16 protein-coding genes are annotated in these 14,011 nt (G+C 29.0%); 4 read left to right on the top strand and 12 right to left on the bottom strand.

What is annotated here, in order from left to right:
* Positions 1–235 precede the first annotated feature (235 nt).
* The 8 genes from KEC93_RS09210 to KEC93_RS09175 form a co-directional block, all read right to left on the bottom strand.
* Positions 236–934 carry a response regulator transcription factor gene (locus tag KEC93_RS09210; protein ID WP_017212993.1) on the bottom strand — a complete coding sequence of 233 codons (699 nt, stop codon included), beginning with the start codon at positions 932–934 and terminating at the stop codon, positions 236–238.
* Positions 935–975: 41 nt separating this feature from the next.
* Positions 976–2,421 carry a HAMP domain-containing sensor histidine kinase gene (locus KEC93_RS09205; RefSeq protein ID WP_041895818.1) on the bottom strand — a complete coding sequence of 482 codons (1,446 nt, stop codon included), beginning with the start codon at positions 2,419–2,421 and terminating at the stop codon, positions 976–978.
* Positions 2,418–2,747, bottom strand: a complete 330-nt coding sequence (locus tag KEC93_RS09200; RefSeq protein ID WP_011969126.1) for a hypothetical protein — start codon at positions 2,745–2,747, stop codon at positions 2,418–2,420. The genes KEC93_RS09205 and KEC93_RS09200 overlap by 4 nt, the downstream gene beginning before the upstream one ends.
* Before the next feature lie 217 nt (positions 2,748–2,964).
* The gene (locus KEC93_RS09195; RefSeq protein WP_017212991.1) at positions 2,965–3,810 is read right to left on the bottom strand and encodes a pseudouridine synthase; all 846 of its coding nucleotides are present in this window, start codon (positions 3,808–3,810) and stop codon (positions 2,965–2,967) included.
* Between the two features lie 48 nt (positions 3,811–3,858).
* Positions 3,859–4,614: a YdcF family protein gene (locus KEC93_RS09190; RefSeq protein WP_039772379.1), complete on the bottom strand. Its 756-nt coding sequence runs from the start codon at positions 4,612–4,614 to the stop codon at positions 3,859–3,861.
* A gap of 140 nt (positions 4,615–4,754) precedes the next feature.
* A complete protein-coding gene (gene hslO, locus KEC93_RS09185; RefSeq protein ID WP_017212989.1) occupies positions 4,755–5,636 on the bottom strand; it encodes an Hsp33 family molecular chaperone HslO in 882 nt (293 codons plus the stop codon).
* 26 nt (positions 5,637–5,662) lie between these two features.
* The gene (locus KEC93_RS09180) at positions 5,663–6,400 is read right to left on the bottom strand and encodes a class I SAM-dependent DNA methyltransferase (protein WP_039772377.1); all 738 of its coding nucleotides are present in this window, start codon (positions 6,398–6,400) and stop codon (positions 5,663–5,665) included.
* Between the two features lie 101 nt (positions 6,401–6,501).
* Positions 6,502–6,720 carry an alpha/beta-type small acid-soluble spore protein gene (locus KEC93_RS09175; protein WP_011969121.1) on the bottom strand — a complete coding sequence of 73 codons (219 nt, stop codon included), beginning with the start codon at positions 6,718–6,720 and terminating at the stop codon, positions 6,502–6,504.
* A 432-nt stretch (positions 6,721–7,152) separates the two neighbouring features.
* On the opposite strand from KEC93_RS09175, the gene KEC93_RS09170 reads away from it, so the two are divergent.
* Genes KEC93_RS09170 through dapB form a run of 3 tightly spaced genes read left to right on the top strand, consistent with a single transcriptional unit; the run spans position 7,153 to position 9,818 of the window.
* A complete protein-coding gene (locus KEC93_RS09170; protein WP_011969120.1) occupies positions 7,153–8,145 on the top strand; it encodes an aspartate-semialdehyde dehydrogenase in 993 nt (330 codons plus the stop codon).
* Between the two features lie 29 nt (positions 8,146–8,174).
* The gene (gene dapA, locus KEC93_RS09165) at positions 8,175–9,053 is read left to right on the top strand and encodes a 4-hydroxy-tetrahydrodipicolinate synthase (RefSeq protein WP_011969119.1); all 879 of its coding nucleotides are present in this window, start codon (positions 8,175–8,177) and stop codon (positions 9,051–9,053) included.
* Between the two features lie 9 nt (positions 9,054–9,062).
* Complete coding sequence (dapB, locus tag KEC93_RS09160; RefSeq protein WP_039772374.1) at positions 9,063–9,818, top strand: 4-hydroxy-tetrahydrodipicolinate reductase; 756 nt, start codon at positions 9,063–9,065, stop codon at positions 9,816–9,818.
* Positions 9,819–10,052: 234 nt separating this feature from the next.
* Here dapB and KEC93_RS09155 read toward each other — a convergent pair whose 3' ends face one another.
* From KEC93_RS09155 to KEC93_RS09145, 3 genes are all read right to left on the bottom strand, one after another.
* Positions 10,053–10,361, bottom strand: coding sequence for an MGMT family protein (locus KEC93_RS09155; RefSeq protein ID WP_039772373.1), 309 nt, complete (start codon positions 10,359–10,361; stop codon positions 10,053–10,055).
* 305 nt (positions 10,362–10,666) lie between these two features.
* A complete protein-coding gene (ppnP, locus tag KEC93_RS09150; RefSeq protein ID WP_041895809.1) occupies positions 10,667–10,984 on the bottom strand; it encodes a pyrimidine/purine nucleoside phosphorylase in 318 nt (105 codons plus the stop codon).
* A 97-nt stretch (positions 10,985–11,081) separates the two neighbouring features.
* Positions 11,082–12,227, bottom strand: coding sequence for a pyridoxal phosphate-dependent aminotransferase (locus KEC93_RS09145; RefSeq protein WP_077868709.1), 1,146 nt, complete (start codon positions 12,225–12,227; stop codon positions 11,082–11,084).
* Positions 12,228–12,382: 155 nt separating this feature from the next.
* Here KEC93_RS09145 and dapD point away from each other — a divergent pair, with 155 nt between their 5' ends.
* Positions 12,383–13,093 carry a 2,3,4,5-tetrahydropyridine-2,6-dicarboxylate N-acetyltransferase gene (dapD, locus tag KEC93_RS09140; RefSeq protein WP_011969114.1) on the top strand — a complete coding sequence of 237 codons (711 nt, stop codon included), beginning with the start codon at positions 12,383–12,385 and terminating at the stop codon, positions 13,091–13,093.
* A 226-nt stretch (positions 13,094–13,319) separates the two neighbouring features.
* Here dapD and KEC93_RS09135 read toward each other — a convergent pair whose 3' ends face one another.
* Positions 13,320–13,970: a single-stranded DNA-binding protein gene (locus tag KEC93_RS09135; protein ID WP_011969113.1), complete on the bottom strand. Its 651-nt coding sequence runs from the start codon at positions 13,968–13,970 to the stop codon at positions 13,320–13,322.
* Positions 13,971–14,011: the final 41 nt, after the last annotated feature.

Raw genomic sequence — 14,011 nt, 5'->3', positions numbered from 1 at the left:
ATTACACATATATAAACAGAATATAAATAAATGTTAAATTCATGTTAAATTTAATATTATAAATTAAAACTAGAGGTGCAAGTAACTTTTGCATTTTCTTACAAAAGTTACTTGCACCTCTAGCCAACATTTCATAATTTCATTATTTTCCCATGTGGTTTTTAAAATTTATAGTATAAACTCAAACCATTATCAAAATAAACATATTTTTATTCAATATGAAATAATTATTAGTTTATAAGTTAAATCTATATCCAGCTCCCCACACAGTTTCAATATACTCAGGATTACTGCTATCTAACTCAATCTTCTCTCTTATTCTATTAATATGTACAGTTACAGTAGAACTATCTCCTAAAGATTCTTCTCCCCATATCCTGTCTAGCAATGTATCTTTTGAAAATACGATATTAGGGTTTGAAGCTAAGAACATTAAAAGTTCAAATTCCTTGTTAGCAAATTTAACTTCATTTTTCCCTATATAAACTCTTCTTGCTTTAAGTAAAATTTTAATACGCCCAATAGTTATTGAACTTTTTTCATTATCGCTATTTTTTTCAATAGTTGTGAGACGTTCATATCTAGAAATATGTGCATTTACTCTTGCTACAAGTTCGCTTGGACTAAATGGCTTTACAATATAGTCATCAGCACCTATGCCGAGTCCTTGTATTTTATAGATATCTTCTTTTTTAGCAGTTACCATCAAAATGGGTATTTCTTTAACAGCTCTTATCTCCTGACAAACTTTAAATCCATCCTTTCCTGGCAGCATAACATCTAAAAGGATCAAATCAAATTCTTCATTTAGCGCAAGATCTAGTCCTTTATATCCATCTTGAGCAATTTCTGTTTTAAATCCAGTTATCTCCAGATAATCTCTTTCTAATTCAGCTATACTTTCATCATCTTCTATTATCAATATCTTTTTCATTGACTATCCTCCCTACCTTATAATATATATCTGTTTTACAATTATCTTTTAGGTAATGTTATTCTTATTGTAAGTCCATCATTATTAAAAGCTTCAATCTCTCCATCATGCGCTTCTATTATATGTTTTGCTATAGCTAATCCAAGTCCACTTCCTTCATTAGGCTTTGTTCGTGAAACATCTCCTCTATAAAAACTTAGAAATAACTTTGAAAGCTCTTCATCAGGAACCCCTGAACCATTATCACTAATTTCTAATATTGCAAATTCCTCATCTTCATACAATTTAATTTTTATTTTAACTAAATTCTTTTGCTTATATTTAACACTATTATCCAATATATTCAGAAGAACTCTATTTATTTCATTATAATCGAGTTTCACTAATGTTGAATTCTCACATTTACTTTCAAATGAAATTTCAACGTTTTTTCCATAAAACTCTTTCTTAGCACACCTGTAAAATCTCTCTATATATTCCCTAATGCTTACTACATCAAATTTAAATGGAAATCGGCCTGTATCTAATTTAGAAAAAAGGAACAGACTATCAACTAATACATCCATATCACAAGCCTTAGTATAAATTGTGTCTAAATACTTTTTTTGTTTTTCAGGAGTATTTGCTACCCCATCACGTAATCCTTCCACATAACCTTTAATTGCAGTTAATGGTGTTCTTAGATCATGGGATATTCCTACCACTAGTTGCTTTCTATCTTCTTCATATTTTAGCTGCATATCGACCGAATGTTTTAATCTTAATCTCATTTCATCAAAATCACCACAAACTTGTCCAAATTCATCATCACTTTCATAATTCATTTCAAAATCCAGATTTCCGTTTTTTATCTGTTCAGCTCCATAGCTTAAAAGTTCTAAAGGGCGAATCAATTTCTTATAAATCTTACTGGATAGTATAACATTAGTTATCGTAACAACAATTAGCGAAATTATAATAACTATTATTATATAGCTTATTACCAAAGTTGACATTTCATTTTTTATGTCAATCCTTACAGGTTTATATGATGGATTTATTGCAATAATATTTACTACTTTATTATCCTTAACAAAGCTATTTTTAACTAAAGATATGGAGTTCATCTCTAAAACTAATGAATTAGATTTGAAAAGTACATCATCTCCTATCATCGAAATAGCTTCTTTATCCTTATCTTCAATATTTGATGACACAATTTCCCCATCATATGTTATTATTAGATGATATCCCTTAGGATCAAGAAATTTCTGTAATTGCTCTGGAAATTTATCTAAATCATTTTTATTTTCTATATTTCTCATATCTGGTTTTAAACTTTGTTGAATGAAATAAGCATTCTGATCATGCTCCCTATAACCTTCAAATTTATTTTCATAAGCCTTTGAAAATGGAATATTCATTATAAATGCAATAATAAATATGATAATTACAGGTATAATTAACATGAATATATTTGAAATGGTTAGACGTTTCTTTATTTTCATAATAGTTCCTCAACCAAATTCTTAATAACATATAAACTTGATAAATTTATTTTATCTGGATTCGTCAACAGGGAATAATCCTTTATCCATAAATTACCCTGAACTATTTTGCACTCTTTTATTTCTTCCGTTGGATCTTCATCATAAACTTCTTCCAATTCCTTTGTCTTAGTAAGTACAACAATTCTTCTGCATGCCTCTTCATGCTCATCGTAAATATTAAAAAAGCTGTTATATGAATCGTAGCTTCTAACTGATGTCACTACCTTTAAAAATAAATTATATCTTTCTGCTGCTTCAATTGCTTTTATCAATTCTTTTTTCATACTATCTCTCCATGTGAATCAAAATATTTCTTCAAAACTATAGTGGTTTATATAATAAAAAGGCTAAATATCCCTATATTATAGAATTTACTTATAATTTTAACTATAACTTTACTATATTTAATTTAATTATCTCATAGGGATATATCCTTTTCAATAAAGTTTACTTATATACTTATCAATATTAGCCTAAAATTGATGTTAACTAAAATATTTTTTACCTAAGCAACTCATTTTTAAGGCTTTTTATTTCATTTTCCTCTAAGTACCTCCATTTTCCTATCTCCAGATTATTAAGCTTTATATTCATTATTCTAATTCTTTCAAGTTTAATAACCTTATAACCTAAAGCTCCGCTCATCTTACGAATTTGTTTATTCATCCCCTGAGTTAGTATAATTTTAAATGTATTATCATCTACCCTTTCTACTCGACATGGTCTTGTTTTAACAAATTTATTTTTTTCACGTTCTATATTTTTCAATTCTTTCAACTGTACTATGGATGAGTCACCTATATTTTCTTCCCCTAGTGGATTTTCTTTATCTTCTATTTTATTATATAAACCTAATTTATCACTTATCCTTCTAACACCAGAACTTTTATTCCCTGTAATCTCCACTCCATCAGACATCCTCTTTAAAAATTCATCATCAAAGTTTTTATTTACTTGAACTAAATATTCTTTTTCATGCATATTATCGCTTTCTAAAATCCTATTAGCAACTTCACCATCATTAGTCATTAAAATAAGCCCTTGCGAGTCTTTATCTAATCTGCCAACTGGAAATATATAGTGTGGATATTTCATATAGGAAATTATATTATCACTAACTTTATTCTCTGCAGTACAAGTAATTCCAACTGGTTTATTCAAAACAATATATACTTTTTCCACCGTAGAAATTGGTTTGCCGTCAAATATTATTTCATCCGAATCATTTACCCATTGTCCCTCAACACAATATCTTCCATTTATAATAATTCTCTTTTCTTCAATCAATCTATTTGTTTCCTTTCGAGAACAAATTCCATAGTTACTAAATAATTTATTTATCCTCATTGTTTACGCTATCCTTTCAAGCTACTAAAATTCAATTGTATATTAATATTAATCAAATATTATACTTTTAACAATAGCAAAAGCTTCTCTTGTATATGTTATAGGAATTAAATACCATACAGTGCAACTAGAATAATTGCTATAATTTACATATCCATTTCTCTTTGCTAAGATACTGCTTCTAAGAGCATGAAAATCGCTTGTTACTATTTTAATATTAAGTTTATCTAGAGGTTTCCCACTATTCTCTTCTATTTTTGCTTTTGAAAATTTAAGATTTTCATCTGTATTCCTTGAATTATCTTCAATTATTACTTTTTCCTCATCAACTCCTCTATTTAATAAATATTTTTTCATTGCATGTGATTCTGGCAGCTTCTCATCAGATCCTTGTCCTCCTGATAAAACAATGAATCTACAATTATCTTCTTTTATGTATTCTAAAGCTGCATCCAACCTTCCTTGAAGGATTAAACTTGGGTTAGAGTTAGTATCAAGTCCTGCTCCTAAAACAATAATATAATCTGCATTCCCCTTATTATATTTAGGATAATTAATTATAAAAATTTCTATTCCTAAAAAAAATATACCTCCTATGCAAATTAGTACTTTTAAAACTTTAAAATACCTATATATAAACTTATTATTTTCTATTCCCCTCTTAATAAAATGATATATTATTAAAGTAACTCCTAAAATAAAAATAGGAATACTAAATGAGATTTTAGAGCTGCTTATAATATTTATTACTGCAATATATACTATAATAATCATGCCAAAGATAATATCCAAATTTTTTTTCATAACATGCACTCCTTAATTAAAATAAAAAATATTCTGTTATAATATTTATGCACGAAAAAAGAGAATAATCTGCTTTTTCATAGTTTTCCAAATTATTCTCTGTATCTTTTTATTATTTTTATTCTATAATTTTAGTATGTTTATCTACTATTATTTAATAATTCTCCTATTTCATCATTAGTAAATTCATATTTAGTATTGCAAAAGTTACATACTATTTCCTCATTCTTTTTGTCATCATATATCTCTTGAAGAGTTTCCTTTCCAATAGATATTAAGGCTTTTTCAACTCTTTCTCTAGAACAATCACATTTATATTCTGGAGTTAAAGAATCTAATACTTTTAAATCCATTCCATCAAAAATATACTCCAAAATTTCTTCTATTGTTTTTCCTTCACTTATTAATGTAGTTATTGGTGGAATTTCTTCTAATCTATATGTTATAACATCTGCAAGAAGTTCATCTGCGCCAGGCATCATTTGCACTATAAATCCACCTGCCGCCTTTATAGATAAATCTCTATCAACCAATACACCAAGTGATACCGCTGATGGTGTTTGCTCAGATGCTGTGAAATAATATGCAAAATCTTCTGCTATTTCTCCAGTTTGTATAGGCACTTGTCCAATATATGGATCTCTAAGCCCTAAATCCTTTATTACATATAAAATACCATCTGTTCCAATAGCTCCTCCAACATCTAATTTTCCTTTTTCATTAAGAGGCCTATCAACATATGGATTTCCAATAAACCCTTTAACAGATGCATCACTATGTGCAGTTACTGTTATTCCATTTATTTCCCCATTACCATTTATTTTTAAAGTTACAACTTCTTTTTCACTTTTTAGTGTAGTTCCTATAAGTGTACCTGCAGTTAACATTCTTCCTAAAGCTGCTGAAGCTACAGGCGTACATTCATGTATTTTACAGCCCTCATTTACTAAATTAGTAGTAATCCCTGCTATTATTCTAACCATTCCATCCTTAGCTGTTGCTCTAACTATTTTATCTTGCATTTTTATCTCATCTCCTATTTCACGTCTTATTTACTTACTATGTAAAGTATTCTTTCACTATTTTCATTTACTTCCTCATCAGAATATCCTGAAAATTTATTTATTATTCTAAAGTTACATTTTTTTAATATATCTTCTATATAGCTTTCTTTATAAGCTCTCTCAAAATGCTCTTCTTCAAATTTTTTATATAGTTCATTTTCGGTTTTTACGAAGAATGTTAAAAACATATTTAATACATCATCTTCAAATGAATTTTCCCACGTATAAAAAATTTCTTCAGAACTGTAAGTGTATATATTATTTCCGAGAACGGTAGAAAGTTTATAATACGAATTTATATCAAAAATAAATATACCATTTTCTTTTAAATGTTCATATACACTTGAGAAATAATCAAGCAAATCTTCATCCTCAGTTATATAATTAGTTGAGTCAAGAACAGAAGTTATAAGATCAAATCTTTTATTTAAACTTAACTCACACATATCTTGACAAATTACTTTTGCTTTAATTTTATTCTTTTTAAATTTATCAAAAGCTACATTTAACATATCATCTGACAAATCTACTGCATAAACAGTTTTAAAGTATTTTGCTACATTAATCGAAACATTTCCAGTTCCACATGCTAAATCCAAATAATCTTCAAACTTTAACTTATTTTTTCTACATATATTTATAATCTTATCTGCAACTTTATCATAATTAATATCTTCATATATTAATTCATCATATATATTGGCAAACTCTTTATAAGCCATCTGCTTTATCACGCCCTTAACGTAAATTTACTAATTCATCTAGTATATTATATCGTAATTATTTACTTAGTCAAATTAGTAAAAATATAGAAGCTTGTCATTTACTTTGGCACTTTTTTTCTTTTAGCCATTATTCCGCCTATTCTTCCGGTCTCTCCAGAAGATAGTCCGCCCCATCCTTCTTTATTAACTTTATCGATTAAACCAAGTTCTTCTGCAATTTCATATTTAACTTTTTCTCTCATTTTTTCAGCTTCAGTAAGCTCTTTATTTGCTTTAAGTTTTGCTTTTATTGTCTTTTTTACAGATTTATTACCCATTCTTTATCCCTACCAATCTTAATAATTAGTTTTTTATTGATATTTATTTATTTATGAAAAGAATAAAAGAAATAAAAAAATTCTAAGTTACTTGAATTACACTATAAAAATAAATTGTAAAGTTTATCTTTTCATCCAATATTATTTCCTTCTATCACTTTACTATTCTATAAAAATATATTTTTACAAAAATTACATTTAATTTATAATATTTATACGACATAATAGCTGCTAATAATTATTTCAGCTTCTTGCATATATATGCATAAATATACACATTATTTCATTTCCCCCCTAATTAATGGAATAAATAATTCTTTATGAATAGTTTTTTTCAACTTATTTTGCTCATTGACTTGATATTTATTCAATATTTAACTATAGTAATTGTATGTATAAAAATATTAATAAATAAATTTAGGAGGGATTATTGTGTATAATATTGCAATAGTTGGGGCTACTGGAAATGTAGGTAGAAAATTTTTAGAAATCTTAGAAGAAAGAAACTTTCCAGTAAATAATTTATATCTTTTTGCATCAAAGAGATCTGAAGGAAGTACTCTATCATTTAGAGGAAAGGATTATGTAGTTGAAGAAACTTGTGAAAAGAATATAAAAGATAAAAAAATAGATTATGCACTATTTTCAGCTGGCGGAGATGCTAGTACAGAATTTGCACCTATTTTTGCGCAATATGGGGCAGTAGTAATTGACAATAGCAGTGCATGGAGAATGGACCCTGAGGTGCCACTTGTAGTACCAGAAGTTAATCCAGAAGATATCAAACTTCATAAAGGAATAATTGCAAATCCAAATTGTTCAACAATCCAAGCAATGCCTATAATGAAAGCTTTACATGACAAATATGGAATTAAGAGAATAGTTTATTCAACATACCAAGCAGTATCTGGGGCTGGTGTCCAAGGTATAAGAGATTTAGAAGATGGTGTTAAGGGTGTTGCACCTAAGAAGTTCCCTTATCCTATTGCTGGTAATGTTTTACCTCATATAGATGTATTTTTAGAAGATGGTTACACAAAAGAAGAAGAAAAGATGATTAAAGAAACTAGAAAAATTCTTCATGAACCAGATTTAAGAGTAACTGCTACTACAGCTAGAGTTCCAGTACTTAATGGGCATAGTGAAAGCATCAATGTTGAACTTAATTCTGAATTTGATATAAAAGATATTTTCGAATTATTTGGAAACACTCAAGGTGTAACTGTATATGATAAAGTAGACGAATTAAAATATCCAACTGCTCTTGAAGTTTCAGGAAAAGACGACGTTTATGTTGGAAGAATCAGAAGAGATTTTAGTGTGGATAATGGTTTAAACCTATGGGTTGTTGGTGATAACATAAGAAAAGGTGCAGCACTTAATGCTATTCAAATTGCTGAAATAATGATAAAAGATAATAAATAGTTCTTAGTAATTAAGTTGGAGGAATCTGAATGTCAATATTTCAAGGCTCAGCTGTAGCTATAGTTACGCCATTTAATGAAAATGGAATAAACTTCGAATCACTTAAAAATTTATTAGAATGGCACGTTAAAGAAGGTACTGATGCCATTGTAATTTGTGGTACTACAGGTGAAGCTACTACGATGACAGAAAAAGAGAAAAAAGATGCAATTAAATTTACAGTTGATGTAATAAACAAAAGAATTCCTGTAATTGCAGGAACCGGTTCAAACAATACTGCTGCTGCTATTTCAATGAGTAAATATGCTGAAAGCGTTGGAGTAGATGGACTTCTTGTTATTACACCATATTACAATAAAACTACTCAAAATGGTTTGATAAAACATTTTAAAGCTATAAATGATGAGGTTAATACTCCTATTGTACTTTATAACGTACCGAGTAGGACAGGTGTTAATATTGCACCTAAAACTTTAGCTAAGCTTGCTGAATTAAGCAATGTTGTTGCGATAAAAGAAGCTAGCGGAAATATCAGCCAAATACTTCAAATGAAGGCGCTTTGCAGAGATTCTATAGATATTTATTCTGGTAATGATGATCAAATTGTATCTATAATGTCTATTGGAGGTATAGGCGTAATTTCAGTTTTAGCTAATATAATTCCAAGTAAAGTTCATGAAATAGCTGAAAAATGTTTAGCTAATAAATTTAAGGAAGCTTTAGATATTCAATTAGACACATTATCTTTAGCTAATACTTTATTTTTAGAAACGAATCCAATCCCAGTTAAAACAGCCATGAATCTTATGGGCCTCGATGTTGGTCCTTTAAGGCTTCCACTTTGTGAAATGGATAATAACAATGAGGAAATACTAAAAGCTGCTTTGCTAGATTATAAATTGATATAAGGTGATAATATGATAAAAATAGTATTAAATGGTTGCTCAGGTAAGATGGGTAAGATGATTACAGAGTGCGCTGATAAATTTAAGAACTTAGAGATTGTTGCTGGAATTGATAAATTTCCAAGTAATGCTCCATATCCTATCTTTGAAAGCACTGAGGATTTAAACATCCAATATGATGTTTTATTAGATTTTTCAAGAGCTGATGCTCTTCATAGTCTATTAGAAATAACAGAAAAAACTAACAAACCATTAGTAATATGTTCAACTGGCTTTACACCAGAAGATTTATCTTTAATAGATGAAAAGAGTACTACTCTTAAGCTATTTAGGTCAGGTAACATGTCTTTTGGTATTAATTTAATTAATTCTCTTTTAAAGAAAGTAACTCCTCTACTCTATGGAAACTATGATATTGAAATAGTTGAAAAGCATCATAATCAAAAGGTGGATGCTCCAAGTGGAACTGCAATTATGCTTGCTGATTCCATAAAAGACTCTATAGAAGATACAACAAAGTACATCTATGGAAGAGAAGGAAATTCCAAAAGAGAAGAAAATGAAATTGGTATACATGCAGTTAGAGGTGGTGGTATAATTGGAGACCACGATGTTATCTTTGCCGGAACTGGTGAAGTAATAGAATTAACTCATAAAGCAATTTCAAGAGAAGTTTTCGCAGTTGGTGCTCTAAAAGCGTGTGAATATATGGCTTCTGTATCTCAACCTGGATTATATGACATGAGTGATGTTATAGGAATTCAATAAATTAGTTACTAATTAAAATAAATAACTGTACTATAGTTTCTAGGAATTTAGATGGATGATTCTAAGAATAATAACCATCTAAATTCCACTGAAACATATTATAAATGCTTATATTACTTATTTTAAGTGATATAAGCATTTATAATATTACATCTACTTGTATTATTAAATATTCTATATAAAGGGAATCAATAGAATTTAAATAATTCTGTTCATTCATCTTGCATCTCCACCCTAATATTCCCACTTATTTTTCTTCATATCAACATGATTACTATTTTTAAAGGATACACCTTCTTCTAATAGCAGAAATCGTTGTTCATCCCACCCTGGTACCAATCTTCCAGCATGATTTACCACACGATGACATGGATATTGCCCATAAAATTCTGCCTGACTAAGAATCTTCCCAACAAGCCGTGCATTTTTGTCTCTGCCAATAAGAATAGCAATTTGTCCATATGTAGCTACTTTCCCTTCAGGGATTTCTTCTACAACTGAAAGTACTTCATAAATTAATTGTTCATTCATTATCTTTTTCATACATTCACCTTTTATAATAATCCTTGCTTGAAGACATTGCGATATTTTGCACCATATTTTAATATTTAATCTTCTGTTTTGATGATATAATACTAACAAAAAAATAAATATTGTGTCAACGTAACACAGTGAAAAGTAGTTATAATGAATTACCTGTTAAATTTACTTAAGCCTATTTCGGATAGTTATTGAGTTTTTTACTTTGTTTAGCAAGTTCCCACGCTCGGCATACCATGAAGAAAAAAGCACCTGTAAAAACAGATGCTTTCATATCTATATCTTTATAAGTATTTTTAATACCTTAACTATTCTTTAATATAAGAGCAACAGTAATCTGCCACTTCTTTTACTATTAGACTGAATTTAGAGTTTGCAGGTACTATAAAAGTATCTCCTTCTTTGTATGTATCAAATTTATCTGAACCTGGTAATTTTACATCCATTGCCCCTCCTAGGATCTCCATTACCTCTTTATCTCCAGTTCCAAATTCGTAATCCCCAGGTAACATTATCCCCAAAGTTTTTCTTTCACCATCTTCAAATATTATAGTTCTGCTAGTTACCTTTCCATCAAAATACACATTAGCTTTTTTAACTGCTGTTACATTTTTAAATTCACCCATTGTGACGCCCCCCCTATATATTTTTATTTATATAAAGACTTTATAAAAATGAAAAGTTAATAAAATTTACCCCTTCATTATTTTTAAAATTCTTTAATTAGAAATTTGGAAAATTTAGTTTTAAAAATCTTTCAAATCTATCAAATGCCTCTTTTAAAATTTCATCACTATAGCAATATGAAATTCTCATATATCCTTCCCCTAAATCACCAAAGGCTGTACCTGGTACGCAAGCAAGCTTTCCTTCATTTAATAACTTTTCACAGAACTCTTCAGAAGACACATTGAACTTTTTAATTGAAGGAAATATATAAAATGCTCCCTTAGGTTCTGCAACTTCCAAATTAAGATCCCTTAATCTATTCAAACAGTAGTCTTTTCTTCTTTCAAAGGTCTTTCTCATATTTTCTACATCATTTAAAGATTTTTTTAGCCCTTCAAGAACTCCATATTGTGCAATAGAAGGTGCACACGAAACACCATATTGATGTACTTTCATTATTTCTTTCATGTACTGTTCACAGCATGCAACATAACCTATTCTAAGCCCTGTCATAGAAAATATTTTAGAAAAACCACTTACATATATGACTTTATCTTTTATTTCCTTTGCCTGTGCTACTGAATAATAATCATCAAAAATTATAGACGAATACATTTCATCTGTTATTACTATAATATTTTTATTTTTTATTAATTCAACAAGTTCGTTTCTTTGCTCCTTAGATAAAATTGCACCTGTAGGATTTGATGGAAATGACAACATTAATACTTTAATGTTTTCATTCTCTAATTTTTCTCTAATTTTATCTAAATTTAATGTAAAATCTTCATTTAAAGGATATGTTACTACATCTGCCCCTATCATTATAGAAATATTTTCATAAGCTGGATAAGCAGGTCCAGGTATTAATATTTTATCTCCTGAATTCATAACAGCAAATAATACTGAATATAATCCTTCACTTCCACCAACTGTTATGCATATTTCATCTTTATTATATTCAATATCAAATGTTCTTAAGTAATTACAAATTTCTTCTCTAAGTTCGTCAACACCTGCATTTGATGTATAAACTGTTTTATTATCTCTTATAGCCTGAATCATAGCCTCAGATATATCTATTGGCACAGGAAAATCTGGCTGTCCGATGGTTAGCGATATTGCTCCTTCAACTTTCTTAACTTTCTCGGCAAATCTTCTTATTCCCGAGATTTGTATTTTCTCTACTTGTTTATTCATAATTTATGCGCCCCCGTTTTGCAATATAAACTTATTTTACCTCATTAATAAAATTGATTCAAACTATTTGTGTTTTTTTACTTATTCCCCTTTTAATTGCGTTCAATCTTTATTATAATAAGGATGATTGCGAAAATAATGGAAAGGGTGATATAATGTCATATAATTTAACGGATCCTTATGAAATTGCTAGATTTATTAAGGAATCAAAAAAATCTACTCCAGTAAAAGTCTATGTTAATGGAGATTTAAGCAATGCTGAAATGAATGATGTAGAGTGGTACGGTTCTAACGGATTTTATATACTAATGGGAGAATCTGATTCTATAACTAAAATAGTTTTAGATAATAAACACCTTATAAAACACTTTAGAATAGAAAATGATAGGAGAAATTCTGCTATTCCAATGCTAGATTTACTTGAAGTTGACGCTAGAATTGAGCCAGGTGCTATCATCAGAGATAAGGTTACTATTGGTAAAAATGCAGTAATAATGATGGGTGCAGTAATAAACATTGGTGCTGAAATCGGAGATGGAACTATGGTTGACATGAATGCTGTAGTTGGTGCTCGTGGACAATTAGGTAAGAATGTTCATCTAGGTGCTGGTGCTGTTGTTGCTGGAGTATTAGAACCACCAAGCAAAGAACCATGTATGATTGGCGATAATGCCTTAATTGGTGCTAATTCTGTAATCCTTGAAGGCGTTAAGATAGGTGCAGGTAGCGTTGTAGCTGCTGGTTCTGTTGTTACAGAAGATGTTCCAGACAACGTTGTTGTAGCTGGTTCTCCTGCTAAGATAATCAAGGCAGTAGATGACAAGACAAAAGATAAAACTCAAATATTAGATGACTTAAGAAAGTAATTATTTTTTATTAGAAATTCAAAATTACATAATATATTATTGAGAAAGTACCTATCAGATGTATAAAGTTAATATACTGGTTATTTCTCATAATTAAATAAAAGGTTTCAATAAATCTATATTAATTGAAACCTTTTTATTTACCAAAAAAAATACTATATTTATGTTACATAATGCTTATAGCTTTTTCGAATTTAGAATATTTATTTTAATTAAATAAACAATTCTATACTGCGCCCTCTTCTCCAGTGCTCTCTTCCTTATTAGCTCTTTCCATTTTTGAGATTGATACCTCATATGCAATCTTTTTCACAACTTCACTATCAGATACCTTTTTTTGATATTCTCTGCTTTGAAGTCTTCCCCATACCTTAATATTATCTCCAACATTTAAAGTTTGACAGAATCTTGAGTTTCTTCCCCAGGCAATAGTTGGAATATAATCTGATTTATTGTATGCTCTATTTACGGCAAGTAATACATCTGCAATCTCACGTCCAAATGGTGTAGTTCTATAAATAGGCTCCTTACAAATGTATCCATCTAAAAATATTTCATTGGGATTTTTACTTCTTTCTAGACATGGTTCAATGTTTCTTGCAAAAACAGTAAGTATTAGCTTGTTAGATCCATCAATAAACTTGTTATAAGATCTAAGTTGACCTTCAACAATTATTTCAACACCCTCATCAAGCTTTATGTCACTTAGTAATCTTTCTGAAACAGTAATATTTAATTTATCTACTGAATCACTTAATCTCATTACATCTAAATCAAAAGTGTAGAAACCCTCCCCATACATTTCATGACTAAACTCTAATCCAGATGTTACCTTGCCTTCAAGGTAAATTTTGTTATTTAACATCAAATTATCCATTGTAATCCCTCTCTCCATCGGAAATTATTTTATTTTGTGTA

The sequence above is a fragment of the Clostridium beijerinckii genome (genome assembly GCF_018223745.1).
Lineage (GTDB): Bacteria > Bacillota > Clostridia > Clostridiales > Clostridiaceae > Clostridium > Clostridium beijerinckii.
Note: the sequence above shows the minus strand (reverse complement) of the source record. Positions and strands in the feature narration are given on the sequence as shown.

Excerpts from the sequence above, each read along its gene's own strand:
- KEC93_RS09195 (WP_017212991.1), bottom strand. The coding sequence starts at position 3,810 with ATGAGGATAAATAAATTATTTAGTAACTATGGAATTTGTTCTCGAAAG.
- KEC93_RS09210 (WP_017212993.1), bottom strand. The coding sequence starts at position 934 with ATGAAAAAGATATTGATAATAGAAGATGATGAAAGTATAGCTGAATTA.
- KEC93_RS09155 (WP_039772373.1), bottom strand. The coding sequence starts at position 10,361 with ATGAAAAAGATAATGAATGAACAATTAATTTATGAAGTACTTTCAGTT.
- dapD (WP_011969114.1), top strand. The coding sequence starts at position 12,383 with ATGTCATATAATTTAACGGATCCTTATGAAATTGCTAGATTTATTAAG.
- KEC93_RS09135 (WP_011969113.1), bottom strand. The coding sequence starts at position 13,970 with ATGGATAATTTGATGTTAAATAACAAAATTTACCTTGAAGGCAAGGTA.
- KEC93_RS09200 (WP_011969126.1), bottom strand. The coding sequence starts at position 2,747 with ATGAAAAAAGAATTGATAAAAGCAATTGAAGCAGCAGAAAGATATAAT.
- KEC93_RS09205 (WP_041895818.1), bottom strand. The coding sequence starts at position 2,421 with ATGAAAATAAAGAAACGTCTAACCATTTCAAATATATTCATGTTAATT.
- KEC93_RS09190 (WP_039772379.1), bottom strand. The coding sequence starts at position 4,614 with ATGAAAAAAAATTTGGATATTATCTTTGGCATGATTATTATAGTATAT.
- KEC93_RS09175 (WP_011969121.1), bottom strand. The coding sequence starts at position 6,720 with ATGGGTAATAAATCTGTAAAAAAGACAATAAAAGCAAAACTTAAAGCA.
- dapB (WP_039772374.1), top strand. The coding sequence starts at position 9,063 with ATGATAAAAATAGTATTAAATGGTTGCTCAGGTAAGATGGGTAAGATG.
- hslO (WP_017212989.1), bottom strand. The coding sequence starts at position 5,636 with ATGCAAGATAAAATAGTTAGAGCAACAGCTAAGGATGGAATGGTTAGA.
- KEC93_RS09145 (WP_077868709.1), bottom strand. The coding sequence starts at position 12,227 with ATGAATAAACAAGTAGAGAAAATACAAATCTCGGGAATAAGAAGATTT.
- KEC93_RS09180 (WP_039772377.1), bottom strand. The coding sequence starts at position 6,400 with ATGGCTTATAAAGAGTTTGCCAATATATATGATGAATTAATATATGAA.
- ppnP (WP_041895809.1), bottom strand. The coding sequence starts at position 10,984 with ATGGGTGAATTTAAAAATGTAACAGCAGTTAAAAAAGCTAATGTGTAT.
- dapA (WP_011969119.1), top strand. The coding sequence starts at position 8,175 with ATGTCAATATTTCAAGGCTCAGCTGTAGCTATAGTTACGCCATTTAAT.